The following is a 25,381-nucleotide window of genomic DNA, read 5'->3' as shown; positions in this document are numbered from 1 at the left end:
GCAGGCGCAGCAGACCGTCCAGGGCGAGGTCGGGGTCGGCGGTGCCGCCGAGGGCGTCGAGCAGGCCGTCGCCGGGCCCGGCGCCGTCCCGCTCGGCCTCCGCGAGCAGCCGCTCCGCCCGCGCCGCGTGGGTGAACCCGAGCCGCGCCAGGCGTCCGGCGAGCGAGGGACGGCGGTCGGAAGTCCAGGACTCGGTCACAGGACCAACCGTAATCCGGTGCGGGCCTCAGAGGACGGCCAGCAGCCGCTTCCGCTCGAATTCGGTCACCTGGCGGCGGTAGTCCTCCCACTCCTGGCGCTTGTTGCGCAGGAAGAAGTCGAAGACGTGCTCGCCGAGGACGTCGGCCATCAGCTCGCTGCGCTCCATCGCGCGGATGGCCTCGTCCAGGTTCTGCGGCAGCGGCTCGATGCCGAGGGCGCGCCGCTCGGCCACGGTCAGGGCCCAGACGTCGTCCTCGGCGCCCGGCGGCAGCTCGTAGCCCTCCTCGATCCCCTTGAGCCCGGCGCCGAGGATCGCCGCGAACGCCAGGTAGGGATTGGCGGCCGTGTCCAGCGACCGGAACTCGATGCGGGTCGAGTGGCCCTTGTGCGGCTTGTACATGGGGACGCGGACCAGCGCGGACCGGTTGTTGTGCCCCCAGCAGATGTAGGACGGGGCCTCTCCGCCCAGGCCCGCCGCGGAGCCGACGTTGCCCCACAGCCGCTTGTAGGAGTTGACCCACTGGTTGCACACCGCGGTGATCTCCGCGGAGTGCCGCAGCAGCCCGGCGATGAACGCCCGCCCCGCCTTGGACAGCTTGTACTCCGCGCCCGGCTCGTAGAAGGCGTTGCGGTCGCCCTCGAACAGCGACATGTGGGTGTGCATGCCCGAGCCGGGGTGCTCGGTGAACGGCTTCGGCATGAAGGAGGCGTGCACGCCCTGCTCCAGCGCGACCTCCTTCATGACCAGCCGGAACGTCATGATGTTGTCGGCGGTGGTGAGCGCGTCGGCGTACCGCAGGTCGATCTCCTGCTGGCCGGGGGCGCCCTCGTGGTGGCTGTACTCCACCGAGATCCCCATCGCCTCCAGCATGGTGATGGCGTTGCGCCGGAAGTCGTGCGCGGCGCTGTGCGGGGTGTGGTCGAAGTAGCCGCCCGCGTCCGCCGGCTCGGGCTCGCGGCCGTCCTCCGGCTTGTCGTTGAAGAGGAAGAACTCGATCTCGGGGTGGGTGTAGAAGGTGAACCCGAGGTCGGCGGCCCGCGCCAGGGCGCGCTTGAGGACGTAGCGGGGGTCGGCGAAGCTCGGCGCCCCGTCCGGCATGAGGATGTCGCAGAACATGCGGCCGACGCCCGGGGACTCCGAGCGCCAGGGCAGCACCTGGAAGGTGGACGGGTCCGGTTTGGCGATCATGTCGGCCTCGTACACCCGGGCGAAGCCCTCGATCGCCGAGCCGTCGAAGCCGATGCCCTCGCCGAAGGCGCCCTCCAGTTCGGCGGGGGCGACGGCCACCGACTTCAGGAACCCGAGCACGTCGGTGAACCACAGCCGGATGAAGCGGATGTCGCGCTCCTCCAGCGTGCGGAGCACGAACTCCTGCTGACGGTCCAATGCCCTCTCCCTCGGTACTGCCCTGTCGGCGAGACTGCGTTGTCGACGACGCGGGCCCGGCATGCCGGCCGCGCTGAGCCGGTCCGGCTGTATCTGCAGTATGCCCGGACGCTGTTACCGCGACGTTACGCGTCCGGGGCCGGTGATCGGAACATATCCGACCGCGGACCGTCCTCGATCCGCGCGGCGGCCGGGTCGAGGACGCGCGAAAGGAAGGTCCGGGTCCGCTCGTGGGCGGGCGCTCCGATCACCTGGTCGGGCGGGCCCTCCTCCACCACCACGCCGCCGTCCATGAACACCACCCGGTCGGCGGCCTCCCGGGCGAAGCTCATCTCGTGGGTGACGACGAGCATCGTCATCCCCGCCTCCGCGAGGCCGCGCATGACGCCGAGGACGTCCCCGACCAGCTCGGGGTCCAGCGCGGACGTCGGCTCGTCGAACAGCATCACCTCCGGGCCCATCGCGAGCGCGCGGGCGATGGCCACGCGCTGCTGCTGGCCGCCCGACAGCTGCGCCGGGTAGGCGTCGACCTTGTCGGCCAGCCCGACCCGCTCCAGGTTCTCCCGGGCGATCCGCTCCGCCTCCGCCCTGCCCCGCTTCAGCACCTTCCGCTGGGCGATCATGACGTTGCCGAGCGCGGTCAGGTGCGGGAACAGGTTGAACGCCTGGAAGACCATGCCGATCCGGCGGCGGACGGCGTCGATGTCGACCTCGGGGTCGGTGACGTCGGCGCCCGCGACCCGGACCGTCCCGGCGGAGGGCTCCTCCAGCAGGTTGACGCAGCGCAGCAGCGTCGACTTGCCGGACCCGGACGGGCCGATCACGCAGACGACCTCACCGGCCCCGACGTGGAAGTCGATGCCGCGCAGCACCTCGTTCGCCCCGAACGACTTGTACAGGCCGCTGATCTCGATGGCCGCCCGGTCGCCGGTGTCCTTGGCAAGGCTCGTCATCGCCGTCCCCTCCGCTGCCGCGCCTCCAGCCGCCGGGCCAGCAGGCTCAGCGGGATCGTGATGAGCAGATAGCAGATCCCCGCCACGATGATCGGGGTGGTGTTGCCCTGCTCGCCCGCGAGGTCGCGGCCGAACTTCGTGAGCTCCCGCTGTTCGAGCGTGATGCCGAGGAACAGCACCAGCGAGGAGTCCTTGCAGAGCAGCACCAGCTCGTTGGTGAGCGGCGGGATGATGATCCGGAACGCCTGCGGGATGATGATCGAGCGCATCGCGCGGGTGTGCGACATGCCGAGCGACCGCGCCGCCTCCAGCTGCCCCTTCGGGACGGCCTCGATCCCGGCCCGGATCGTCTCGGCCATGTAGGCGGTGGCGGCGAGGCCGAGGGCCAGTCCCGCCTGCCCGGCGGCGCCGCCGGGGATGTTGGTGCCCGGGAAGGCCAGCGGCACGCCGACGCCCACGAAGATGAAGATCAGCAGGAGCGGCAGGCCGCGGAAGATCTCGATGTAGGCGGTGGCGAACCACCGGTACGGGGGCACCGACGACAGCCGCATCAGCGCGACGACCAGCCCGCCGCCGAGGCCGATCCCGAACCCGACCGCGGTGTAGAGGGCGGTGTTGCGCAGCCCGACCGTGATGATGTCGGGGAACAGGCTCTTGGCGACGTCCCAGTTGGCGAAGTTGAGCCGCAGGGTGCCCCAGTCGGCGAGCGCCAGCAGCAGCACCACGACGACCACGAAGATCCCGTACTGGCCGCCGAGGGAGAGCTGCCGGCGGCGCCGGCGGGTCAGCCCGCCGGGCGCCGCCGCACCGGCCGGTTCGGCGGTCACGAGCCGCCGCCGGCGCTGGGCGGCATCGGACCGATCCACTTCTCGTAGATCCGCTTGTAGGAGCCGTCCGCCTTCGCCTTCGCGATCACGTCGTTGGTGATCTTCACCAGCTCGGGGTTGTGGCCCTTGCGCATCCAGAACCCGTACTGCTCACCGGTGTTCAGGTTGGCGGCGATCTCGAAGCCGGCGTTCGCCGGGTCCTTCAGCCAGCCCTTGACGACCGGGTCGTCCTGCACGATCACGTCCACCTGGCCGGTGCGCAGGCCGTTCAGCTCGGCGTTGGAGTTGTCGAACGAGCGCGGGTCGAAGCCCTTGCCCTTGACGAAGTCCTCGCCGGTCGTGCTCGCCTGCGAGCCGAGCTTGAGCTTCCTGGCCTTGACGTCGTCGAGCGTGGTGATCCCGCTGCCCTTCTTCGCCATCAGCGACTGCGTGGCGTCGAAGTAGGGGGTGGAGACGTCCATGAACTTCACCCGGTCGGGCTTGATCGTCATGCCGCCCATCTGGATGTCGCACTTGCCGGCGTTCAGCGCCGAACCCGTCTTCATCGTCTCGAACGGGGTGTCGACGATCTTCTGGGTGACGCCGAGCCGCTTGGCGACGAGGTCGATGAGCTCGACGTCGAAGCCCACGACCTTGCCCGACTTCTTGTCCTCCGACTGGAAGGGCGGGTAGGGCAGGTGCGTGCACGAGGTGAGCGCGCCCTTCTCGATGAGCTTCACGCCCTGCACCGTCGCGCCCTTGTCGCCGCCGCACGCCGACGCCGTCAGCGCCAGGGCCGCGAGCCCCGCGCCGAAGGCCCGGAGCGTGGTCCGTCTCGACACGTTTCCTCCTGGTCGTGCTCGCTTCCGATCACCGCACTATCGCACGTCCCCCCGGCGGGGGGCAGGGGCGGGCGGCTGACTCGCCCATGACCGTCCCCGGATATCCGTTTCCCAGAAATTGACGTGGCGATCATGGTCGTCCGGCAAGGTGATCGTTAGCGTGGATCGCGTCGTGGACATCTCACTTCTTCTCTCGATGACCGACCGGGTGACCGCGCTGGCCACCCCGTCGGCCATGCACCCGGAGTCGTGGCAGCTGTGCGCGCAGGTGGAGGCCTGGGCACGCGGCCGCGGGCTGGTGCTCGGAGATCCGGACACCTCCCCGCTCGGCCGGGCGCGCTGCGAGCGGCTCGCCGCCCGCGTCCTGCCGTCCGCCGACCTGGCCGCCGTGGACCTGTTCGCCCGCTGGCTGACCTGGACCCTCGCGCTGGACGACACGCTGGACCACCCGCCGCTCGCCGACAGCGGCAGCGCCGTGCACGGGCTGTACGACGACCTGCTGCGCGCGATGCGGCGCGGCCACGCCCGGCCCGGCGCCCGGCCGCTGGAGGCGGCGCTGGTGGAGCTGTGGCAGGCCACGTCCAAGGACATGAGCCGCGACTGGCGCCGGCGGTTCATGCTGCACCTGGAGGCGCACCGCGACGGCTGCGCCGAGGAGGCCGTCAACCGGCGGATCAGCCACGTCCCGACCGAGCAGGAGTACCCGGCGCTGCGCCGGCGGGCCTGCGGCCCGTTCCTGTTCGACCTGGTGGAGGCCGTCCTCGGCGTCGAGCTGCCGGCACGGCTGCTGCGCACGCCCCGCTGGAAGACCCTCGCCGACGGCGTCGCCGACGCGGTCGCGTGGGCCAACGACCTCGCCTCGCACGACCTGGAGGCCGCGCGCGGCGACGTGCACGACCTGCCCGCCGTTCTCGCCAGGGCGCACGGGCTGGACGAGGCGCGGGCGGCCCGCGAGGTCGCCGACCGGATCGCCGACCGGCTGGACGAGGCGTGGACGGCGGCGCGCCGGCTGCCGGAGATGCTCGACCGGCTGGACCTGACGGTCGCGCAGCGCGCCGCCGCCGCGCAGGTCGTCAAGGTCCTGCTGGACACGCCGCGCGCGCACATGGACTGGCTCGCCGAGTCCGGCCGCTACGGACCGGACGCCTCCCCCGCCCCGCCGCGCCTGGACGCGCTCGCGTCGCTGCGCTGAGCGCCGGCGAGGGCGTCCCCGGCCGGGGTGCGGACGTACAGGACGCGGCGGCCCATGCGGTGCCCGGTGACGAGGCCGCAGGCGCGCAGGACGCCCAGGTGCTGGCTGACGGCCCCCGCGGTCACGCCCGTCCGCCTGGCCAGGTCGGTGGTGGACGCGGGCGTGCCGAGCGCCGTGAGCAACTCGGCGCGGCGGCGTCCGATCAGCGCGGCCAGGGCGCCGGCGCGCGGCTCGTCCGGCGGCCCGGTCTCCCAGAGGGTCGCCACGCCGCGCGGCGGATAGCTGAGCATCGGCTGGTAGGGCGGCACCATCACCGACACGTTCGGCCACACGTACGCGCTCGGGACGAGCAGGATGCCGCGCCCGGCCAGCTCTCCTCGGAAATGCCAGTGGCGGTCGACGGTGAGCGTCCCCGCGCGCCAGGAGACCCCCTCGTGCAGGTCGCCGAACACCCCCTCGGCCCCCTCGGCGGCGAGCGCGCCGCTGCGGCGCAGGACCTCCCCCTCCAGGAGGTCGCGGATGCGCGGCCAGAACGGCTCAACGGCCACCTCCCAGTAGCGTTCGAGCAGGTCGGCGAGGCTTTCCAGGGTGCCTTCGGGGTCGGCGGCCATGGCGCGGCGGGCGGGCCGGGCCGGGGTGCCGGGCGCGGTCCAGCTGAGCTCGGCGGCGACGACCTCGGGAGGGGTGGCGCGGACGGTCGCGATCTCCGCGCCGAGGTCGGGCAGCGGCGTGCGCGGCGGCGGGGTGAGGAAGTCCGGGATGTACCCGGCGGGCAGGACGACGTCCAGCAGCGGCTCGAAGCCGAGACCGCGCAGCCGGGGCCGGACGGTGCGCACCCACGGCAGGTGGAGCGCGTGGCCGGACGGGTCGGCGAGCACCCGCAGGCTGCGCACCATCTCCCACAGCGGCGAGAACGCGAACCGGACCCGCGCCACGTCGTCCGGCGCTAGCACGAACTCGATCATTTAGCCCAGGCTAAATGAATGTCTCGGAGCGCGGGCCGCCTCCACCATCGTCACCGTGACCCTTCTGGAAGAACCTCCCGTCGGTCCCGCTCCCGGCAGGTTCGCGGCTTTCCTCCGCCCCCGGGTGGGCGGCTTCCCCCGGCCCTTCTGGGTGCTGTGGGCGGGCACCCTGCTCAACCGCCTCGGGACCATGGTCGAGCCGTTCCTCGGCCTCTACCTGACGACCATGCGCGGGCTGTCGCTGGCCCAGGCCGGCGTGACGATGGCCGTGCTGGGCGCGGGCTCGCTCGCCGGGCAGCTCGCGGGCGGCCTGCTCGCCGACCGCATCGGCCGCCGCGCGACGCTGACGCTCGCGACCGTCGGCACCGGCGCGGCCATGCTCGCGCTGGGCTACGCCCAGGGGTTCGCCGCGATCCTCGCGGCCGCGCTGGTGCTCGGCCTGCTGCTGGACATGTACCGGCCCGCCGCCCAGGCGATGGTGGCCGACATCATCTCCCCGGCCGACCGCCCGCGCGCGTTCGGGCTGCTGTTCTGGGCGATCAACCTCGGCTGGGCCGTCGCCATGGTGCTCGGCGGGACGCTCGCGCAGCAGGGCTTCCTGTGGCTGTTCTGGATCGACGCCCTCACCTGCGCGGCGTTCGGCCTGCTCGTGTGGCGGGCTATCCCGGAGACGCGGACCCGCGACGTCCCCGCCGGGCCGGCGGGCGGGTTCGGCCGCGTGCTGCGCGACCGGGTCATGGTCGGCTACGTGCTGGTCACCCTCTTCTACACGTTCGTGCTCATGCAGGGCATGACGACGATGCCGCTCGCCATGAAGGAGGACGGGCTCGGCCCGCGGTCCTACGGCCTGGCGATCGCGGCGAACGGCGTGCTGATCATCGTCGTCCAGCCGGTGGTGAACGCGTGGCTGGCGCGGCGCGACCACAGCCTGGTGCTGGCGGCGGGCTTCGCGCTCGTCGGGGCCGGTTACGGGCTCACCTCCCTCGCCTCGTCCGTGGCCGCCTACACCGCGACGATCCTGGTGTGGACGCTCGGAGAGATCATCGCCGCGTCCGTCCTGCAGGCCGTGGTCGCCGACCTCGCGCCCGCCGACCTGCGCGGCCGGTACGGCGGCCTGTACGGGATGGCGTGGTCGGGCGGCTTCCTGCTGGCGCCCCTCGGCGGCACCCAGCTGCTCGGCGCCGGAGGGGCGCCCGCGCTGTGGCTGACCTGCGCGGGTCTCGCCCTGGCCGCCGCCGCGGCGCAGCTCGCGCTGGCCCCCGCGATCCGGCGGCGACGCGCCGCCGCGCTGGCCGCCGACTTCTCGTCAAAGTGACGAAACTAGCCGCGACGCTCTACCCTTGGACCGTGGCACAACTCAGGCTCGCGCTCGCACAGGTGAACTCGACCGTCGGCGACCTCGACGGCAACGCCGACAAGATCGTGACGTGGACGCGCCGCGCCGCCGAGGCGGGCGCGCACCTCGTCGCATTCCCGGAGATGATGCTGACCGGATACCCCGTGGAGGACCTCGCGCTGCGCGCGTCCTTCGTGGCGGCGTCCCGCGACGCCCTCCTGCGCCTCGCCCGCCGGCTCGCCGACGAGGGCCTCGGCGACCTCCCCGTCGTCACCGGCTACCTCGACTGCCCGCCGGCCGGCGCGGCCCGCTCCGGCCGGGCCGGCGGCCTGCCGCTGAACGCGGCCGCGTGGCTGCACGGCGGCGAGGTGCTCGTCCGCTCCGCCAAGCACCACCTGCCCAACTACGGCGTGTTCGACGAGTACCGGATCTTCGCGCGCGGCGACCGGCTGCCGGTCGTCCGGCTGCACGGCGTGGACGTCGCCACCGCCATCTGCGAGGACCTCTGGCAGGACGGCGGCCCGGTCAGCGTCACCGGCGCCTCGGGCGCCGGGCTGCTGCTGGTGATCAACGCCTCCCCGTACGAGCGCGACAAGGACGACGTCCGCCTCGACCTGTGCGCCGGCCGCGCCCGCGAGGCCGGCTGCGCGCTCGCCTACGTCAACCTGGTCGGCGGCCAGGACGAGCTCGTCTTCGACGGCGACTCGGTCATCGTCGGCCCGGACGGCTCGCCGCTGTCGCGCGCCCCGCAGTTCGTCGAGCACCTCCTCGTCACCGACCTCGACCTCCCCGCCGCCGGCCCCGCCGCCGACGAGGGCCCCGTCCTCGTCGACGCCCAGGACGGCACCACGATCGCCATCGACCGGCACGTCCTGTCCGCCGACCCGCTGCCCGCCTACCCCGCCGAGCCGGGCACGGTCGCGCCGCCCCTGGAGGACCTGGCCGAGGTGTACGCGGCGCTCGTCCTCGGCACCCGCGACTACGTCCGCAAGAACGGCTTCCGCTCCGTCGTGCTCGGCCTGTCCGGCGGCATCGACTCGGCGCTCGTCGCCACCATCGCCTCCGACGCCATCGGCCCGGAGAACGTGCACGCCGTCCTGCTGCCCAGCCGCTACTCCTCGGAGGGCTCCGTCGTGGACGCCGAGGAGCTCGTCAAGCGGCAGGGCATCAACTCCCGCATCGTCCCCATCGCCGACATGGTCGAGGCGTTCGAGGAGCAGCTCGACCTGCACGGCCTCGCCGCCGAGAACCTCCAGGCCCGCATCCGCGCCAACGTGTGGATGGCCCTGTCCAACGAGGACGGCCACCTCGTCCTCACCGGCGGCAACAAGAGCGAGCTGGCGACCGGCTACTCCACCCTCTACGGCGACTCCGCGGGAGGCTTCGGCCCCATCAAGGACGTCTTCAAGCTCACCGTCTGGGACCTCGCCCGCTGGCGCAACGCCCAGGCGGGCAAGGACTCGCCGCTCCTGCACCCCTTCGCGCAGGAGCCCATCCCCGAGGCCATCATCGTCAAGGAGCCGTCCGCGGAGCTGCGCCCCGACCAGCGCGACCGCGACAGCCTCCCCGAGTACGCCCTCCTGGACCCGATCCTGACCGACTACGTCGAGCGCGACATGGGCCGCGACGCCCTCGTCGACGCCGGCCACGACCCGGCCCTGGTCGAGCGCGCCATCCGCCTCGTCGACATCGCCGAGTACAAGCGCCGCCAGTACCCGCCCGGCCCCAAGATCACGCCCAAGAACTTCGGCCGCGACCGCCGACTCCCCATCACCAACCGCTGGCGCGAAAAACTGCGTTGACCCAGGGGGCGACCCCCTGGAACCCCCGGCTCAAGTCGACGCCAAGAGCGTCGCGACAGGGGGCTCCAGGGGGGTGCCCCTGGGCAGGCACGGCTCAGCCGTCGCGGTGGTGGAGTTCGCCGGGCCAGGCCTCTTCGGGCCAGGCGGGGACCTGCTCCGAGGCGTCGGGGTCGACGCCGGGGACGATCTGCTCGCACCAGACGACCTTGCCCGCGGCGGTGCGGCGGCTGCCCCAGCGGTGGGCGAGCTGGCTCACGACCAGGAGGCCGCGGCCGTTCTCGTCGTCGTCCTCGGCGCGGCGCAGGCGCGGAAGGGCGGCGGAGCGGTCCAGGACCTCCAGGACGAGGGTGCGCTCCAGCAGGAGGCGCAGCTCGATCGGGCCGTGGGCGTAGCGGAGCGCGTTGGTGATGAGCTCGGAGGCCAGCAGTTCGGTGGTGTAGTCGAGGTCCTCCAGGTCCCATTCCGCCAGGCGGGTGCTGACGAGGCCGCGGGCTCGGCGGACGGCGGCCGGGTCGGCGGGCAGCGTCCAGGAGGAGTAGCGGTCCTGGGGCAGGCGGCGCAGCCGGGCGATCAGGACGGCGATGTCGTCGCGGTGCTGGTCGGCGTAGACGCCCGCGAGGGTGGTCTTGGCGAGGTCCTCCATGGAGCGGTCGACCGAGTCGCGGCCGAAGATCTTCTGGAGGCGGGCGAGGCCGTCGTCGATGTCGCGGCCCCGGTTCTCCACCAGGCCGTCGGTGTAGATCACGAAGAGGCTGCCGTCCTCGACGGGGAACTCGCGGCTCTCGATGGCCGAGCCGCCCGAGACGCCGAGCGGCGGGGCGGGCGGGACCTCCAGGTACTCGTTGTCGCCGGCCGGGCTCGCCAGCAGCGGCGGCAGGTGCCCGGCGGAGGCGATCTCGATGGTGCCGCTGGTCGCGTCGTACACCGCGTAGACGCAGGTGGCGAAGTGCGGCTCCTGCTCGCCCAGCTCGATCATCAGCTCGTGCATGACGTGCAGGGCGTCGGCGGGCGGCAGCTCCAGGTTCGCGAGCGTGTGCAGGGCGGTGCGCAGCCGCCCCATGGTGACGGCGGCGCGGACGCCGTGCCCGGCGACGTCCCCGACGATCAGGGCGACGCGGGCGCCGGGCAGCGCGATCGACTCGTACCAGTCGCCGCCGACCTCGACCAGCTTGCTGCCCGGCAGGTAGCGGTGCCGGACCTCGACCGAGGACGGCGCGGACAGCCGCATCGGCAGCAGGCTGCGCTGCAGCGCGAGCGCGGTGGCCCGCTCGCGGCTGTAGCGCCGGGCGTTGTCGATGACGATGGCGGCGCGGGCGGCGAACTCCATGCCGATCTCGACGTCGTAGGCGTCGAACTTGCGGAAGCCGGGCACGCGGGTGCAGGCGATGAAGCCGAGCAGCGTGTCCCGGGCGATCATCGGCAGCAGCACCATCGACACGTTGGACAGCAGCTCGCCCGCCGGGCCGCGCCGCCACAGCCGGCCGATCTCGCTCGCGCGGTCCACCTCGATGTGCGGCAGGTGGACGGGCCGCGCGGTCTCCATGACCTGCCGGTACGGGGTGCCCTCCGGGAAGACGAGCACCTCGCCGACGGGGAACGTGGACGTCCAGGCCGGGTTGCCGTCGTCGGAGGTGACCGCGATGCGGCGCAGCACCGCCGAGCCGGACTCGGCGTGCACCTCGTCGGCGGCGACCAGGCTCTCCAGCACCAGCACCGACGCGACGTTGCAGAAGTGCGGGACGACGACGTCGACGAGACCGCGGGCGGACTGGTCGAGGTCGAGCGTGGCGCCGAAGCGGGTGAGCGGGTCGTCCATCAGGGCGCGCCGCATGAGGGCGGGATCCTGGTAGCGCTCGCTCGGCGGCAGCTCGACGCGGATGAACAGCAGCGCGGCGGGCGCCGCGCCCGCGCCGCCGCCGAGCATCGGCTGCACGGTGACGAGGGCGTCGGCGGGCGCGCCGCCGTCGCCGCGCAGCACGCCCATCACGCCGTTGCGCTCCTGCCCGGCGCCGTTGGCCTCCAGGAGGGTCTCCAGCTCGGCCTTCGCCTCGTCGCCGACCAGGTCGGTCGCGGGCCGGCCGATCAGCTCCTCGGGGGCACGGCCGAGGACGGCCTTGGCGTTCGGGCCGCACTGCACGATGTGCCGGGCACCGTCGATGCCCAGGACCAGGGTCCGGGACGCCGAATCGGTGGCCGGCGCATCGCCTCGCGGCGCCATGACGGATCTCACCTGACGCGCTCCAGACAGCCGGTCGTCTCAGCACTACCCAGCGACAGTATGGGGCATGAGCCAGCGGTAAGGGGAGAAGATCGCGCTTACCGCGCCGAAAACCGCCCGTCGTCCGCTTCCGGACGGCTCTGCCGCGCGCTCTCGATGCCCCGCAGGAGGGTGTCGACGACCGCGTCGGCGTACCCCTCGGGGAACGTCTCCTGCGGCCGCTTGGCGGTCAGGGAGCCGAGCAGCAGCGACATCGCGACCTCCACGTCGAGGTCGGGGCGCAGCTCGCCGGAGTCGACCCCGCGCTGGATCACCCTGCGGATGACGTCCCGCCGCGGCTCGATGACCTCCTGCCGGTAGCGGGCGTACAGCTCGGGGTGCTTCTCCGCGCCTCCGACGACGTTCCAGAAGCACCGCGAGTACCGGCGGTGCCGGTCGCCCGCGAACCGCCGCGCGATCGCGGTGAGGTCCTCGCGGGCGGACGCGCCGGACGGCTCGGGCAGCGGCTCCTTCACCGCGCCGAGCGCGTGCACGATCAGCGCCTCCTTGCTGGGCCAACGCCGGTAGATCGTCGTCTTGCCGACGCCGGCGCGGGCGGCGACCGCCTCGATGGAGACGCCCGCCACCCCCGACTCCTCGGCCAGCAGGTCCAGGGTGGCCTCGACGATGGCCTTCTCGGCGCGCTCGCTGCGAGGCCGCCCCGCCTGCCGCCGCTCGGTCCCGGTCATGATTCCCTCACCCTGCCACACCGGCCGTCACACGGCGGCCTTCTCCGGCCGCCGCTCGGCCGGAGCCTGCTCGGACGGTGCCGCGGCGCGTCCCGGCATCCACTTCAGAACGACCAGGGCGCCGATGAAGGAGACCACGGCGGCGGCGACGGACGCTGCGTGCATGGCATGCACGAAGGCGGCGTCGGCGGGGCCGACGAGGCTCTGCCCGGCGGGGCCCATCCGGGCGGCGACGGCGTGCGCGCCCTCGATCGACTCGGCGGCGGCCTGCCGCGCGCCGGCGGGCAGCGCGGCGAGCTCGGCGCGCAGGTCGCCGCGGTAGACGGAGGCGACGACCGAGCCGAGCACGGCCACGCCCATCGCGACCGCGACCTGGCGGGCGGTGTTGTTGATGGCCGATCCGGCGCCGGCCTTCTCGCGGGGCAGCGCGGACATGACCGACTCGGTGGCGGGCGGCATCACGTTGGCCATCCCGACGCCCTGCACGAAGAAGATCGCGCCGAGGATCCACAGGGAGGTGTGGACGCCGACGAACTGGTAGCTCGCCAGCGCGACGGTGACCAGCAGCAGCCCGATGGTGCAGACCGCCTTGGCGCCGAAGCGGCGCACCATCGCGGCGCTGCGCGGGGCGAAGGCGAGCTGCGCGACGGCGAACGGGAGCACCATGGCTCCGGACTGGAGCGGCGTCAGGCCCCGCACCGACTGCATGTAGAAGTTGGCGAAGAAGAACACGCCGGTGGCGGCGAAGAAGCACAGCGCGATGGACGCGACGGCGGCCGACATGCGCGCGTCCTTGAACAGCCGGACGTCGAAGGCCGGGGACGCGGTGCGGGCCTCGTGCCACACGAACAGGGCGAGGACGGCGGCGCCGGCGAGGATCGGGCCGAGCACGGACGGCCGCAGCCAGTCGCCCTCCTCACCGCCCTGGATGATCCCGTACGACAGGACGACCAGGCCGATGACCGACAGCACCACGCCGACCGGGTCGAGCCGGCCGGGGGCGGGGTTGCGCGACTCGGGGACCAGGAACGCCATCAGCGTGACGCCGACCGCGATGACCGGCACGTTGATGAGGAAGACCGAGCCCCACCAGAAGTGGGCGAGCAGCAGGCCGCCGGTGAGCGGGCCGATGGCGACGCCGAGGCCGACCGCGCCGGCCCAGATGCCGATGGCGCGGGCGCGCTCGTGCGGTTCGAAGACGTTGGTGATGATGGACAGCGTCTGCGGCATGACCGCGGCGCCGCCGAGGCCCATCAGGGCGCGGGCGTAGATGAGCTGCTCGGGCGACTGGGCGTACGCCGACACCAGCGAGGCGAGGGCGAACACCGCCATGCCGCCGATGAGCACGCGCTTGCGGCCGATCCGGTCGCCGATCACGCCGAAGGTGAACAGCAGGCCGGCGAAGACCAGCGTGTAGGAGTTGATCGCCCATTCGAGCTGGCTCTGCGTGGCGCCGAGGCCCTTGACGGGGTCGGCGATGGTCTTGAGCGCGACGTTGAGGATGGTGTTGTCGAGCACCACCACCAGCAGGCTCATGGTCAGGACGCCGAGGATGTACCACCGGCGCCGCTGGATCGTCTGGGGGTCCATGTCGATACGCAACGGTATCGTTTCGGAATCTGTTCCCGGCCCGGCGGAGAAAATTCTGGAATGGGGAGGGGTACCCGAATCGTTGGTCAGGTGGCACCATCGGTTTCGTCTGGGTACGCCGCAGTGGCGCCTCAAGACCAGCGGAGGTTCTGCATGTCTTCATCCGTCGCACCCCCGGCACAGCCGACCGCACTCTACGGCGGTACGAGCGGGCGCAGGGTGACCGTACGCGACATCGCCGCGGCGAAGCAGCGGCACGAGAAGTGGCCGATGCTCACCGCCTACGACGCGCTCACCGCGCGGATCTTCGACGAGGCCGGGATCCCCGTGCTGCTCGTCGGCGACTCCGCCGCGATGGTGGTCTACGGCTACGACTCGACCATCCCCGTCACCGTGGACGACCTGATCCCGCTCACCGCGGCCGTCGTCCGCGGCTCCAAGCGCGCCATGGTGGTCGCCGACCTGCCGTTCGGCTCCTACCAGACGGGCGTCACCGAGGCGCTGACGGCCGCCACCCGGTTCCTCAAGGAGACCGGCGCCCACGCGGTCAAGCTGGAGGGCGGGCGCCGCGTCATCCCGCAGGCCGAGGCGATGGTCGCGGCCGGCATCCCGGTGATGGGCCACCTCGGCCTCACCCCGCAGTCGGTGAACGCGTTCGGCGGCTACCGGGTGCAGGGCCGGGGCCAGGACGGCGACGAGCTGATGGCCGACGCCAAGGCGCTGGAGGCGGCGGGCGCGTTCTCCGTCGTCCTCGAATGCGTGCCCGAGGACCTCGCCGCCCGCGTCACCGCGTCCCTGTCCATCCCGACGATCGGCATCGGCGGCGGCAACCAGACCGACGCGCAGGTCCTCGTCTGGCAGGACATGGCCGGGCTCACCCCGCACACCGCGAAGTTCGTCAAGAAGTTCGCCGACATGAACACCCTGCTCGGCGAGGCGGCCCGCGCCTACGCCGACGAGGTCGTCAGCGGCGCCTATCCGGCGCCGGAGCACACCTACCACTAGCGGGCACGGGCCCCAGCGCCGAACCAGGCCCACCCCCGCACGGCCGCGCCGCCCCCGGCGCGGCCGTGTGTGTTCCCGCTACTGGTCGGGGTCGGAGCGGACGGGTCCGGGCCGTGCTCCGGCGCCGGACCGGCCGCCCTCGTGGTCCTGGCCGTCGCGCGGCGGCGGGAGGCGGCGCGGGGCCGCACCGTCCGCCATGATCTCGTCGCGGAGCGTCTCCACGGCGGAGCGCAGCACGTCGGGACCGGCGACGTTCATCAGCAGCAGCCCCAGGTTGAGGGCCATCTGGCCGTCGGTCATCTCGCTGCCGGCGAGCGCGTCCACGGCCGTGCGCAGGTCGGCCTGGTCCTCGGCGGACACGTTCTGCAGCAGGCCGAGGCAGTACGTCGGCAGCGCGAGCCGCGACCTGGCGAACGAGACGCCCCGCATGATCTCGCCCGCCTCGTGCGCGCGGGTCTTGGCCTGCATCCGGTCGACGCCCCGGTCGGCGGCGGCCAGCAGCGAGGTCAGCAGCGTGCTCGGCCCCACGGCGACGTCCTCGTCGCCGACCCGGACGGTGAACACCGCGCTGCGGAACACCATCATCGAGCCGAGGCTCGCCACGAGCACCTGCGTCGCCTCGGCGACGTGCGGCGACTGGACGCCGAACCGCCAGCCGAAGGTGTGCAGGAGCAGCAGCGAGCCCGCGCCCGCTCCCCCGTTGATCAGCACGTACGCCCAGGTGCTCGGCACCCGGACCAGCGTGGTGGGCCGGTCCCGGTACCGGCTGACCAGCTCGGCGATGCCCACCAGGCAGCTCAGCGAGACCGCGACGACGTATCCGATCATCGGGCCGCGGTCACTCCCCGGTCAGCCGGACGACCTCGTCGATTTCCCGCTCCACCGCGACGAGGCCGCGCTCGCGCAGCACGTCCACGGCGTCGGCGACCTCCAGCAGCCCGAGACGGGTGGCGTGGTGGATCTGCTCCAGCGACAGCGGGCCGTTGGCCGCCCGCAACTGCGCCAGCACGCGGCGGCACGCGTCCTCCGCGCCCGGCTCGGCGTACCCGGCGGCGCGGCCGGGCTCACCGGCGGGCACCGCGCCCGGCGGCCGGACGCCGCCGCTCTGCCCGGAAGGGGCCAGGAACGCGCTCCACGGATCTGCCGACCGGTTCTCTCTCATCTCCACCCCGCCTGTCGCCACTGCGATGGTAATCCAGGACTAGGACGCGGCGCAGGCCCGAACCGCTCCCCGCCCGGTCAGTGGTCTCGCTCTCGGGGACCGTCCGGCGGCCCGGCCCCGTCCCGGCCGTCCCCCTCCTCCGGCCCGGACGGGCCGCGGCGCCGGGTGGAGGACCGCGCCACGATCAGCCGGTCGCCCGGTTCGAGGGCCGCGCAGCCGGCGTCGTCGAACGGCAGCAGCCGCCCGTCCCGCACCACCGCCAGCGCGGGGACGCGGACCGCGCCGAGCGGGCCGCCGACCTCGTCCGGGTGGACCTCGCGCTCCACCAGGTCGAGGCCGCTCCCCTGCTCCAGCAGGTCCTCGATGACCTCGCCGACGCTCGGTTGCGTGGTGGAGACCCCGAGCAGCCGCCCCGCCGCCTCCGACGAGGTCACCACGTGGTCGGCGCCGGACTGGCGCAGCAGCGGGACGTTCTCCGACTCGCGCACCGCCGCCTGGATCCCGGCGTGCGGGTTGAGCTGCCGGGCGGTCAGCGTGATCAGCACCGCGGTGTCGTCGCGGGCGCTCGCCACCACGATCTCGCGGGCCCGCTGGACCGAGGCCTGCCTGAGCACCGAGCTGCGGGTCGCGTCCCCGACGACGCCCGCGAACCCGGCCTCGGCGGCCTCGGCCACGACCCGCGGGTCCGGGTCCACGACGACGATCGACTCGGGCGGCACCCCGGTGCTCAGCAGGGTCCTGATGGCGCTGCGGCCCTTCGTGCCGTAACCGGCCACCACGATGTGGTCGCGCACGCGTGCCCTCCAGCGGGACCTTCGCCAGTCGTCGCGGGTGCGTTCGGCCAGCACCTCAAGGGTCGTCCCCACGAGGACGATGAGGAACAGCACCCGGACGGGCGTGATGAAGACGATGTTGACGAGCCTCGCGCCGTCCCCGACCGGGGTGATGTCGCCGTACCCGGTCGTGGACATGGTCACGGAGGCGTAGTAGAAGGCGTCCAGCAGCGACAGCCGCCCGTCGCCGGTGTCGCGGTAACCGTCGCGGTCGAGGTAGACCACGGCCACCACCATGAGCAGCAGGACGAGCGCGAGCCCCACCCGCTTCGCCACCGCGCGCAGCGGCCCCGTCCCGGCCGACGGCAGCAGGACGAGCGGCCGTCGCGCGGCGTCCTGACCGTTCATGCTGGCACCGTACCGGGGAGGGCCCGCGTGGTGCGGGGTCAGACGTCCGTGATGCGCAGTCCGGCGTGGGCCTTGTAGCGGCGGTTCATGGAGATGAGGTTGGCGGTGAACGCCTCGATCTGGTGGGCGTTGTGCAGCCGCCCGCCGTAGACGCCGCGCATGCCGGGGATCCGCCCGGCGAGGGCCTGGACGAGGTCGGTGGCCTCCCGGTCGTTGCCGAGCACCAGGACGTCCAGCTCCATCCGGTCCACCTCGGGGTCGAGCAGCAGCCTGGCCGACACGTGGTGGAAGGCGGCCACGACCCGGCTGTCGGGCAGGACGGCCGCGGCCTGCTCGGCGGCGCTGCCCTCCTCGACCGGCAGCGCGAACGCGCCCTTGCCCTTCTCGAAGCCGAGCGGGTTCACGCAGTCCACGACGATCTTGCCCGCCAGCTCGGCGCGCAGCGACTCCAGCGTGGCCTTGTGCCCGTCCCACGGCACCGCCACGATCACCACGTCGGACTCCCCGGCCGCGACCGGGTTCTCCGCGCCGGAGACGGGCAGGTCCGCGCCGAGCTCGTCCGCGGCGGCCTGGGCGCGCTCGGCCTTGCGCGACCCGATCGTCACCCGGTGCCCGGCCAGCGCGAACCGGCGCGCGAGGCCCTTGCCCTGGTCTCCCGTCCCGCCCAGGATGCCGATGGTCAGGCCGCTCGCGTCGGGAAGGTCGTAGGGCGTCTTCTGCTGCTGCTCAGTCATGCGGCCGAGTCTGCCAGGCCGCCCACCGGGAGCCCGGCGCCGGGCTCCCGCATCGCCGAAAGGGCCTGCCGGGGACGCGGGGTGAGGCACCATGGTGCCCGTGGACGCCGAGCAGATATCGATGTTGCGCGAGGTCCTGTCGGCGACGGGCTGGCTGGAGCGGACCGAGGAGTTCGGCCGGGCGCTGCGCGTCACCTCCCGCACCCCGGGCGGGCTCCTGCTGGTCGGCACGCCGGCGGGCGACCCGTGGCATCTGGCGGCCCACCTCGACGACGAGAGCCGGCTCGGCGGCGCCCCCGGCCTCGCGCCCACGCTGGTGCGCTGGGAGCCGCCGGCCGACGCGCCCGCGCACCTGCGGGTCGGGCTGGAGCGGCTGGAGGAGGCCCGGCGCGGCGAGACGCTGTTCGTCGTCGCCGAGGAGGGGGCGCCCGTCCCGCTGCTGGAGCGGGTGGACGACGCGCGCCGCACCGGGGCGACCGTCCTCGCGCTGGAGGGCGGCGACCGCGAGCTGCGCGGCCTCGCCCACGAGGCGCTGACCGTCCCGCCGGGCGAGGCCCTCATGTCGTTCGACGGGGCGCAGCACCTCGTCAGCGCGGCCGCGGGCCGGGAGCCGGAGCGGAGCCCGCGCGGGCTCCGGCGCCGCCTCGCCCGGCTCCTCGACGCCGTCTCCGGCCCGGTCCCCGACTAGTCAGTCCTCGTCCTGCCTGCGCCACGCCTCGTTGCGCTCGCGGGCGATGGCCATGGCGTCCGCGGCCTCGCCCTCGGTCCTGTAGGGGCCCATGCGGTCCTTGCCGGGGCAGCCGGCCCCGTGCTCGGGCTTCATGTGCTTCAGGCAGAACCACCAGTCACCGTCGTCACCGGCCATCGGCGCTCCTTTCGATCATGCGCTGACACGGGAGTGTGCCCGGATCGCGCTGACTACACTCCATCACTATGACGACCCAGTTGCTCCGACCCGGACGCGTCTCCCCCATGCGCAAGGTTCCCTCGAACATTCCGCGCCCTGAGTACGTGGGGAAGAAGCGGCCGCGGACGGGCGAGCCGGACGTCAAGTCGCCCGAGGTCATCGAGCGGATGCGGGTCGCCGGGAGGATCGCCGCGCAGGCGCTGGAGGAGGTCGGCAGGAACGTCCGGCCCGGGATCACCACCGACGAGCTGGACGCCGTCGGCCACGAGTTCCTGCTCGACCACGGCGCCTACCCCTCCACGCTCGGCTACCGCGGGTTCCCCAAGTCGCTGTGCACCTCGATCAACGAGGTGATCTGCCACGGCATCCCCGACGACACGGTCCTGCGCGACGGCGACATCATCAACGTCGACATCACCGCCTACATCGACGGCGTGCACGGCGACACCGACGCGACGTTCCTGTGCGGCGACGTGGACGAGGAGTCGCGCCTGCTGGTGGAGCGCACCCGCGAGGCGGCGATGCGCGGCATCCGCGCGGTCAAGCCCGGCCGGGCGCTGAACGTGATCGGGCGGGTCATCGAGTCCTACGCCAAGCGGTTCGGGTACGGGGTCGTGCGCGACTTCACCGGGCACGGGATCGGGACGACGTTCCACTCCGGCCTCGTCGTCCCGCACTACGACGACCCGGCCGCCACGACGATCATCGAGCCGGGCATGACGTTCACCGTCGAGCCGATGCTGACCCTCGGCACGCACGAGTACGACATGTGGGCCGACGGCTGGACGGTCGTCACCCGGGACCGCAGGCGCACCGCGCAGTTCGAGCACACGCTGCTGGTCACCGAGGACGGCCACGAAATCCTCACCCTGCCGTGACCCTTCCCTCGATCTAGAGTCCGATTCGCCCACATCCGGCCCGGGAGACCCTCTAGAGATGAACGCCCCAGCGCCGTACGAGCCGAGGGTTCCCTCCGACAGCATGCCGCCGGGGCAGGCCGCGCTGAGCGTGACATGGGCGGCGCTGCCGTTCCTGTCCCTCGGCTTCGCGACGCCGTTCACGTTCGCCGCCGCGCTGCTGTGGCGGCGGAGCCTGCACCTGCTGGTGTCGACGGCCGTGTACGCCGGGGTGTTCGCGTTGATGCTGTCCCTGCTCTCCGGCACCGGCGAGGACGAGGGCACCGTGCGGGCGGCCGGCATGCTGATGTCCCTCCTGGCGGTGGTGGGCTGCGGGCACGCCTTCCTGATCCGGCGGAAGGTGTTCGACCCGCACGGGCTCTCGGGCGTCGACAACGAGGCCGTGGTGGAGCGGGTCAAGCGGCAGCGGCTGCTGCGGCAGAAGGCGCGGGAGCTCGCGGCGTCCGACCCGGGGCTCGCCAAGGAACTGCGCATCGGGCGGCCCGACCTGCCGCACCAGTACAACGACGGCGGGCTCGTCGACGTCAACCACGCGCCCGTGCAGACGCTGACGCTGCTGCCCGGCGTCACTCCGGAGCTGGCGGCCACGATCGAGCGGGTCCGGGCCGAGACGGGCGGGTTCGTGTCGGCGGAGGAGCTGTCCGCGGTGGCGGGGCTCCCGCCCTCCCTCACCGGCGATCTGGCCGAGTACGCCGTCTTCATCCGCTGAGCGCGGGTATGCAGCGGGCGTGACCCCGAAGAAGCGCGAGAAGCACGCCGCTCCCCCCGCCCCCGACGGCGACCGGCTCGCCGAGTACCGGGGCAGGCGCGATGCGGGCCGGACGCCGGAGCCCGTCCCCGGGGACGAGGCGCTCCCGCGCGGGAACGACGACACGTTCGTCGTCCAGGAGCACCACGCGACCAGCCTGCACTGGGACCTGCGGCTCGAACGCGACGGCGTGCTCGTGTCATGGGCGGTGCCGAAGGGCCTGCCGTGGAGCCCGGAGACCAACCACCTGGCGGTCCACACCGAGGACCATCCGCTGGAGTACGCCGCCTTCGAGGGCGAGATCCCGCGCGGCGAGTACGGCGCCGGGAAGATGACCATCTGGGACCGCGGGACCTACGAGACGGAGAAGTGGTCCGAGCGCGAGGTGAAGGTCGTCATCCACGGCTCGCGCGTGTCCGGGCGCTACGTGCTGTTCAGGACGCGCGGCAGGAACTGGATGATCCACCGGATGGACCCGCCCGCGGACCCGGACGCCGAGCCCCTGCCGGAGTCGCTGCGCCCGATGCGGCCGCAGGAGCGGGCCCGCCTGCCCCGCGGCGCGGACGCGTGGGGGTTCGAGTTCGCGTGGGGCGGCGAACGGCTGGCCGCCTACGTCGAGGGCGGCCGGACCCGGTTCACCGACGGGCGCGGGCGCCCCGTGGACGGCCCCGGCGGGCTCGGCTCCCGGCTCGGGGCGCAGCTCGGCGTCCGCCCCGCGCTGCTGGACGGGGAGCTGGCCGTCCTGGACGGCCGCGAGACCTACATGATCTACGACGTCCCGCATCTGGACGGGCATCCGCTGCTGGACGTCCCCTACCGGGAGCGGCGGGAGCGGCTCGACGACCTCGGCCTGGCGGGCCCCCGGTGGCAGACGGCCCCCTGGTTCCCCGGCGACGGCGGCGCCGTCCTGGAGGCGGCGCGCGACCAGGGGCTGCCCGGGGTCGTCGCCAAGCGCCTGGACTCCCCCTACGAGCCGGGCGAGGAGTCCGGCGCGTGGCGTCTCGTCCCGGCCCGGCCGAGGAAGCGGCGCTGACCCGCCCGCGGTCCCGCTGATCCGCCCCGAGAAGCGCGGAAAACCCCGCGCCCCGGGCGGAACCGGCGGCCGCCTCCGGGCATCAAAAGGACGTGACGCCCCGTTCGGCGCGTCTTCGCTGAAAACGATCAGGAGCGGATTAGAGTCCCGCCCTGAGACGGGCGGCGATACGCGCTGGAAAGCGGGGGAACGGCACATGATGGGCAAGACGCATGCCCTGAGCGGCGCGCTGGCGTGGCTGGGCGCCGTCCCGATCATCGGGCAGGAGCGGCTGCTCGGCGAGCACGCGGTGGCGCTGTCGCCCGAGCAGATCATGGCGGGCGCCGTGGTGTGCGCCGGCGCCGCGATCCTGCCCGACATCGACCACCACAACGGCCGGATCGCCAACACCTTCGGGCCGATCACGAACCACATGTGCAAGTGGATCGGAAAGCTGTCGGGCGGGCACCGGCAGGCGACCCACTCGATCCTCTTCGCGGTCGGCATCGGCTGGGCGATGGACACCCTCGCCACCCACTACATCTGGGCCTGGTGGGCCTGCCTGTTCATGATCGTGGGGCTCGGGCTGCGCGGCGTCGGGCTGGACTTCGAGGGCGCCGAGCCGCAGTCGGCGCTGGCGGACTGCGCTCTGGCCCTGATCGCGGTCTGGCTCATGCACAAGATCGATATGAGCTTCGTCGGGTTCGCGGTGACGCTCGGCTGCCTCGCCCACGTCGCCGGCGACTGCCTGACACCGCGGGGGTGCCCGGTCTTCTGGCCGCTGCCGTGGCGGGTCGACGTTCCCGTCATCCCGCGGACGGACGGCAAGGTGGAGCGGTGGGTGGTGATGCCGGTCCTGATCCTCGGCATCGCGATCCTGACCGTCCGGTCCGTGCTCGGCGACATCACCGCCCAGTGGCTGACCCGAGGCTGATCATCCGAGCAGGTCGGAGAACTGGTCGCAGGTCAGGTACTCCCATCTGTTCTCGGGCGCGTCGACCGTGTTCCCGAGGTTGACGCGCTGGACGCCCTGGATGGTCTGCGCCGTGCAGGCGATCTGGGCCTTGGCCGTCCGCGACAGCCCCTTCGCCCCGGCCTCCGCGGACGGCCGGACCACCAGCTGTGAACGGTGGCCCATCGGGCTGGAGACGTCGTCGACCGAGTACACGTCGAGTTCGCCGTGGACCTCGGTGCGCAGCCGCATCGCGCGCTCCTGCTCGGTCGGCGGCACGGTCAGCTGCTCGACGGCCAGGTGCGCCTCGCCGGGCAGGCCGGACCTCGTCACCGGCACCAGCCGGCCGCCCCGCACGAGGTAGACGGTGATCGTGGCGGCGTGCGCCTGCGCCAGCGGCAGGTCTCCCGCGCTGATGATCCCGGTCGGCCTGATCCCGCAGCCGGCCAGGGCGACGCAGGCCGCCGCCGTCACGAGCCCCGGTGCCCGGTGCCGTCGTCTCATGGGCGCTCGTTCCCTTCCCCGCCCGGCAGCCACAGGGTGAACACCGCGCCGCCCTCCGGGCCGTTGGCCGCCTCCAGCGTTCCCCCGTGCAGCAGGGCGCTCTCCCTGGCGATCGACAGGCCGAGGCCGCTGCCCTCACTGCGCGAGCGCGCCGCCTCGGCCTTGACGAACCGGTCGAAGACCGCGGAGACCAGGTCGTCGGGAAGGCCGGGGCCGTGGTCGGCGACGACGACCCGGACGCCGCTCCCGTCCTCCCCGTCCGGCGGCCCGAAGCTCAGCGAGACGGGCGGGCTCCCGTGCTTCAGGGCGTTCCCGGCGAGGTTGGCGACGATGACGTCGAACCGCCGCGGGTCCAGCCGGACGAACAGGTCCGCGGGGCCCTCGACCGCCACCTCGTCCCGCCAGCCGCGCGCCTCCAGGGTCGCCCCGACCGCGTCGGCGACGTTGACGTCGTCCAGGACGAGGGCGGCGGCGCCCGCGTCGAACCGGCTGATCTCGATCAGGTGCTCCACGAGCGTGCCGAGCCGCCGGGTCTCGTCCGCGACGAGCCGGGCGGCCGCGTCGCCCGCGCCGCCCTCGGCGGCCTCCTCGGCCAGCACGTCGGTCATGGCGATCATCGATGTCAGCGGGGTGCGCAGCTCGTGGGAGACGTCGGCGACGAACCGGCGGGACGCGGCCTCCATCGCGCGCAGCTCCGTCACCGTCCGCTCCAGCGCCTCCGCGGTGCGGTTGAAGGTGGAGGCGAGGTCGGCCAGCTCGTCGCGGCCCTGCACCCGGACGCGGGTGTCCAGCCTTCCCTCGCCGAGCGCGCGGGCGGCGGCGCCGAGGCGGCGCACCGGGCGCAGCACGCCCCCGGTGGCCAGCAGCGCGAGGGCGAGCGCGGCCGCCAGGGCCGCGGCGTCCGCGATCAGCAGGGTGCGGGTGAACAGCCACAGGTCGGCGGCCTCCCGGCGCAGGCTCGCGGAGACGAACACCATCGGCGGCGTCGTGCGCCACGGCTCGCCCACGGTGGTCCGGTAGCCGGAGGCGCGGGCGCCCACGAGCAGGTAGGGCGTGCCGTGCCGCTCGACGCGCTGGAAGACCACGCCCCGCACCGCGCGGCGGGCGAACTCCCGCGTCACCGGGACGTCGAGCGCGCCCGGCGCCGGGAGTTCGCCCTCACCTCGCAGCGGCACCGGCACCGCCACCGCCCTGCGCCCCGGGGCCGAGCCGAGCGCGTCCTCCAGGGCCGCGGCGACCAGCGGCCCGACGTCGGGCGGAAGGTTGGGCGGGATCTGCTGGGCGAGGGTGGTGCGGACGTCGTTGATCACCGCGTCCTGGGCGCGCTGCAGCATCACCCGCCGCAGCAGCACGTAGGAGATGCCGGAGGCGAGCAGGGAGGCCAGCAGCGCGACCGCGGTGAACGCGGCCGCGAGCCGCACCCGCAGCCCGGTGAACCGGAGGCGCCGCACCCCGAGGCCGATGAACCGGAGCGGCCGCCTCACGGCGCGGTGAACCGGTAGCCGAAGCCCCGGACCGTCTCGATCAGCCGCGGCTCGGCCGGCTCGTCCTCGATCTTGGCGCGGACCCGCTGCACGCAGGCGTCCACGAGCCGCGAGTCGCCCGGGTAGGTGTGCTCCCACACCGCGGCCAGCAGGTGCTGGCGGGTGAGGGCCTGACCGGGGCGGCGCGTCAGCTCCAGCAGGAGCCGCAGCTCGGTCGGGGTGAGGCGCAGGTCGACGCCGCCCTTGGTGACCTTGAGGGAGGTCCGGTCGACGACGAGGTCGCCGTAGACGGACCGGTCGAGGCGGGTCTGGTCGGCGCGGCGCAGGACCGCGCGGATCCGGGCGTCCAGGACCCGCGGCTCGACGGGTTTCACCACGTAGTCGTCGGCGCCCGCCTCCAGTCCGAGGACGACGTCGAGGTCGTCGCCCCGCGCGGTCAGCAGGATCACCGGCAGCGGGTCCTCCCGGCGGATCCGGCGGCACACCTCGATGCCGTCGATGCCGGGCAGCATCACGTCCAGGATCGCGATCTCGGGCCGGCGCGCCCGCAGCGCCTCCAGGCCGTCCTCGCCGGTGGCCCGGGACGTGACCCCGTGGCCCTGGCGGGTCAGCGCCAGCTCCAGCGCCGTCCGGGCGGACGGATCGTCCTCGATGAACAGAATGCTCGCCACCCGGTCATTATCGGCCGTCCGCGATCATCAAACGGGATGTGTCACAAGATCCGGACATCTTCGGCACGAGACCATGACGGACCG

The 25,381-nt window shown here is 73.3% G+C and carries 26 protein-coding genes; 9 read left to right on the top strand and 17 right to left on the bottom strand.

Annotated features, from left to right (window positions below; genetic code table 11):
• The 5 genes from AB0K37_RS18280 to AB0K37_RS18260 form a co-directional block, all read right to left on the bottom strand.
• Nucleotides 1–199: hypothetical protein (locus tag AB0K37_RS18280; protein WP_363982079.1), on the bottom strand; the 199-nt coding region annotated here is incomplete at its 3' end.
• 27 nt (nt 200–226) lie between these two features.
• Entirely contained in the window at nt 227–1,588 is a 1,362-nt protein-coding gene (gene glnA / locus AB0K37_RS18275) for a type I glutamate--ammonia ligase (RefSeq protein WP_363982076.1), read from the bottom strand.
• 125 nt (nt 1,589–1,713) lie between these two features.
• Entirely contained in the window at nt 1,714–2,541 is an 828-nt protein-coding gene (locus AB0K37_RS18270; protein ID WP_363982074.1) for an amino acid ABC transporter ATP-binding protein, read from the bottom strand.
• Nucleotides 2,538–3,407, bottom strand: coding sequence for an amino acid ABC transporter permease (locus AB0K37_RS18265; protein WP_363982071.1), 870 nt, complete (start codon nt 3,405–3,407; stop codon nt 2,538–2,540). The genes AB0K37_RS18270 and AB0K37_RS18265 overlap by 4 nt, the downstream gene beginning before the upstream one ends.
• A complete protein-coding gene (locus AB0K37_RS18260) occupies nt 3,365–4,189 on the bottom strand; it encodes a transporter substrate-binding domain-containing protein (RefSeq protein WP_363982068.1) in 825 nt (274 codons plus the stop codon). Before AB0K37_RS18260 ends, AB0K37_RS18265 begins: the two co-directional genes overlap by 43 nt.
• Before the next feature lie 160 nt (nt 4,190–4,349).
• Between AB0K37_RS18260 and AB0K37_RS18255 the strand changes: the two genes are divergently transcribed.
• Nucleotides 4,350–5,381: a terpene synthase family protein gene (locus tag AB0K37_RS18255; RefSeq protein WP_363982065.1), complete on the top strand. Its 1,032-nt coding sequence runs from the start codon at nt 4,350–4,352 to the stop codon at nt 5,379–5,381.
• Here the strand turns inward: AB0K37_RS18255 and AB0K37_RS18250 are convergent.
• Nucleotides 5,321–6,346, bottom strand: coding sequence for a DUF5937 family protein (locus tag AB0K37_RS18250; protein ID WP_363982062.1), 1,026 nt, complete (start codon nt 6,344–6,346; stop codon nt 5,321–5,323). The two genes, AB0K37_RS18255 and AB0K37_RS18250, sit on opposite strands and share 61 nt — an antisense overlap.
• Before the next feature lie 55 nt (nt 6,347–6,401).
• Between AB0K37_RS18250 and AB0K37_RS18245 the strand changes: the two genes are divergently transcribed.
• Together AB0K37_RS18245 and AB0K37_RS18240 are read left to right on the top strand one after the other, a co-directional pair.
• Nucleotides 6,402–7,661, top strand: a complete 1,260-nt coding sequence (locus AB0K37_RS18245) for an MFS transporter (protein ID WP_363982059.1) — start codon at nt 6,402–6,404, stop codon at nt 7,659–7,661.
• Nucleotides 7,662–7,693: 32 nt separating this feature from the next.
• Nucleotides 7,694–9,484 carry an NAD+ synthase gene (locus tag AB0K37_RS18240; RefSeq protein ID WP_363982056.1) on the top strand — a complete coding sequence of 597 codons (1,791 nt, stop codon included), beginning with the start codon at nt 7,694–7,696 and terminating at the stop codon, nt 9,482–9,484.
• Between the two features lie 94 nt (nt 9,485–9,578).
• Here the strand turns inward: AB0K37_RS18240 and AB0K37_RS18235 are convergent, their stop codons facing one another.
• The 3 genes from AB0K37_RS18235 to AB0K37_RS18225 form a co-directional block, all read right to left on the bottom strand.
• Entirely contained in the window at nt 9,579–11,702 is a 2,124-nt protein-coding gene (locus AB0K37_RS18235; protein WP_363982054.1) for a SpoIIE family protein phosphatase, read from the bottom strand.
• 98 nt (nt 11,703–11,800) lie between these two features.
• On the bottom strand, nt 11,801–12,430 hold the full coding sequence (locus AB0K37_RS18230) for a TetR/AcrR family transcriptional regulator (RefSeq protein ID WP_363982052.1): 630 nt from the start codon (nt 12,428–12,430) through the stop codon (nt 11,801–11,803).
• A gap of 27 nt (nt 12,431–12,457) precedes the next feature.
• Nucleotides 12,458–14,020, bottom strand: a complete 1,563-nt coding sequence (locus AB0K37_RS18225; protein ID WP_363982049.1) for an MFS transporter — start codon at nt 14,018–14,020, stop codon at nt 12,458–12,460.
• 153 nt (nt 14,021–14,173) lie between these two features.
• Here AB0K37_RS18225 and panB point away from each other — a divergent pair, with 153 nt between their 5' ends.
• Nucleotides 14,174–15,025, top strand: a complete 852-nt coding sequence (gene panB, locus AB0K37_RS18220) for a 3-methyl-2-oxobutanoate hydroxymethyltransferase (protein WP_363982046.1) — start codon at nt 14,174–14,176, stop codon at nt 15,023–15,025.
• A 78-nt stretch (nt 15,026–15,103) separates the two neighbouring features.
• Here the strand turns inward: panB and AB0K37_RS18215 are convergent, their stop codons facing one another.
• The 4 genes from AB0K37_RS18215 to npdG all read right to left on the bottom strand — a co-directional run bounded on the left by AB0K37_RS18215 (nt 15,104) and on the right by npdG (nt 18,102).
• Nucleotides 15,104–15,853: a hypothetical protein gene (locus AB0K37_RS18215; protein WP_363982043.1), complete on the bottom strand. Its 750-nt coding sequence runs from the start codon at nt 15,851–15,853 to the stop codon at nt 15,104–15,106.
• A gap of 10 nt (nt 15,854–15,863) precedes the next feature.
• A complete protein-coding gene (locus AB0K37_RS18210) occupies nt 15,864–16,187 on the bottom strand; it encodes a hypothetical protein (protein WP_363982040.1) in 324 nt (107 codons plus the stop codon).
• 77 nt (nt 16,188–16,264) lie between these two features.
• On the bottom strand, nt 16,265–17,368 hold the full coding sequence (locus tag AB0K37_RS18205; protein WP_363982037.1) for an NAD-binding protein: 1,104 nt from the start codon (nt 17,366–17,368) through the stop codon (nt 16,265–16,267).
• Nucleotides 17,369–17,406: 38 nt separating this feature from the next.
• Nucleotides 17,407–18,102, bottom strand: coding sequence for an NADPH-dependent F420 reductase (gene npdG / locus AB0K37_RS18200; protein ID WP_363982034.1), 696 nt, complete (start codon nt 18,100–18,102; stop codon nt 17,407–17,409).
• A 91-nt stretch (nt 18,103–18,193) separates the two neighbouring features.
• Here npdG and AB0K37_RS18195 point away from each other — a divergent pair, with 91 nt between their 5' ends.
• Nucleotides 18,194–18,790 carry a hypothetical protein gene (locus AB0K37_RS18195; protein ID WP_363982031.1) on the top strand — a complete coding sequence of 199 codons (597 nt, stop codon included), beginning with the start codon at nt 18,194–18,196 and terminating at the stop codon, nt 18,788–18,790.
• On the opposite strand, the gene AB0K37_RS18190 is transcribed toward AB0K37_RS18195, so the two are convergent.
• Nucleotides 18,791–18,967 (bottom strand): hypothetical protein, encoded by a 177-nt coding sequence (locus tag AB0K37_RS18190; protein ID WP_345174656.1) that lies wholly within the window; start codon nt 18,965–18,967, stop codon nt 18,791–18,793. It abuts the gene before it with no gap.
• 68 nt (nt 18,968–19,035) lie between these two features.
• Here AB0K37_RS18190 and map point away from each other — a divergent pair, with 68 nt between their 5' ends.
• From map to AB0K37_RS18170, 4 genes are all read left to right on the top strand, one after another.
• Nucleotides 19,036–19,887, top strand: coding sequence for a type I methionyl aminopeptidase (map, locus tag AB0K37_RS18185; protein WP_363982028.1), 852 nt, complete (start codon nt 19,036–19,038; stop codon nt 19,885–19,887).
• Nucleotides 19,888–19,945: 58 nt separating this feature from the next.
• Entirely contained in the window at nt 19,946–20,635 is a 690-nt protein-coding gene (locus AB0K37_RS18180) for a helix-hairpin-helix domain-containing protein (protein ID WP_363982025.1), read from the top strand.
• Between the two features lie 19 nt (nt 20,636–20,654).
• Nucleotides 20,655–21,707, top strand: coding sequence for a DNA polymerase ligase N-terminal domain-containing protein (locus AB0K37_RS18175; RefSeq protein WP_363982022.1), 1,053 nt, complete (start codon nt 20,655–20,657; stop codon nt 21,705–21,707).
• A 196-nt stretch (nt 21,708–21,903) separates the two neighbouring features.
• Entirely contained in the window at nt 21,904–22,620 is a 717-nt protein-coding gene (locus AB0K37_RS18170; RefSeq protein ID WP_363982019.1) for a metal-dependent hydrolase, read from the top strand.
• On the opposite strand, the gene AB0K37_RS18165 is transcribed toward AB0K37_RS18170, so the two are convergent.
• Genes AB0K37_RS18165 through AB0K37_RS18155 form a run of 3 tightly spaced genes read right to left on the bottom strand, consistent with a single transcriptional unit; the run spans nt 22,621 to nt 25,297 of the window.
• A complete protein-coding gene (locus AB0K37_RS18165) occupies nt 22,621–23,142 on the bottom strand; it encodes a hypothetical protein (RefSeq protein WP_363982016.1) in 522 nt (173 codons plus the stop codon). It lies immediately after the preceding gene.
• Entirely contained in the window at nt 23,139–24,626 is a 1,488-nt protein-coding gene (locus tag AB0K37_RS18160) for a HAMP domain-containing sensor histidine kinase (protein WP_363982013.1), read from the bottom strand. Before AB0K37_RS18160 ends, AB0K37_RS18165 begins: the two co-directional genes overlap by 4 nt.
• On the bottom strand, nt 24,623–25,297 hold the full coding sequence (locus AB0K37_RS18155) for a response regulator transcription factor (RefSeq protein WP_363982010.1): 675 nt from the start codon (nt 25,295–25,297) through the stop codon (nt 24,623–24,625). Before AB0K37_RS18155 ends, AB0K37_RS18160 begins: the two co-directional genes overlap by 4 nt.
• Nucleotides 25,298–25,381 lie beyond the last annotated feature (84 nt).

The organism is Actinomadura sp. NPDC049753, from assembly GCF_040674655.1.
Classification (GTDB): Bacteria; Actinomycetota; Actinomycetes; order Streptosporangiales; family Streptosporangiaceae; genus Spirillospora; species Spirillospora verrucosospora.
The sequence above is the reverse complement of the archived record's forward strand: the minus strand, read 5'-3'. Positions and strand labels throughout refer to the sequence as shown.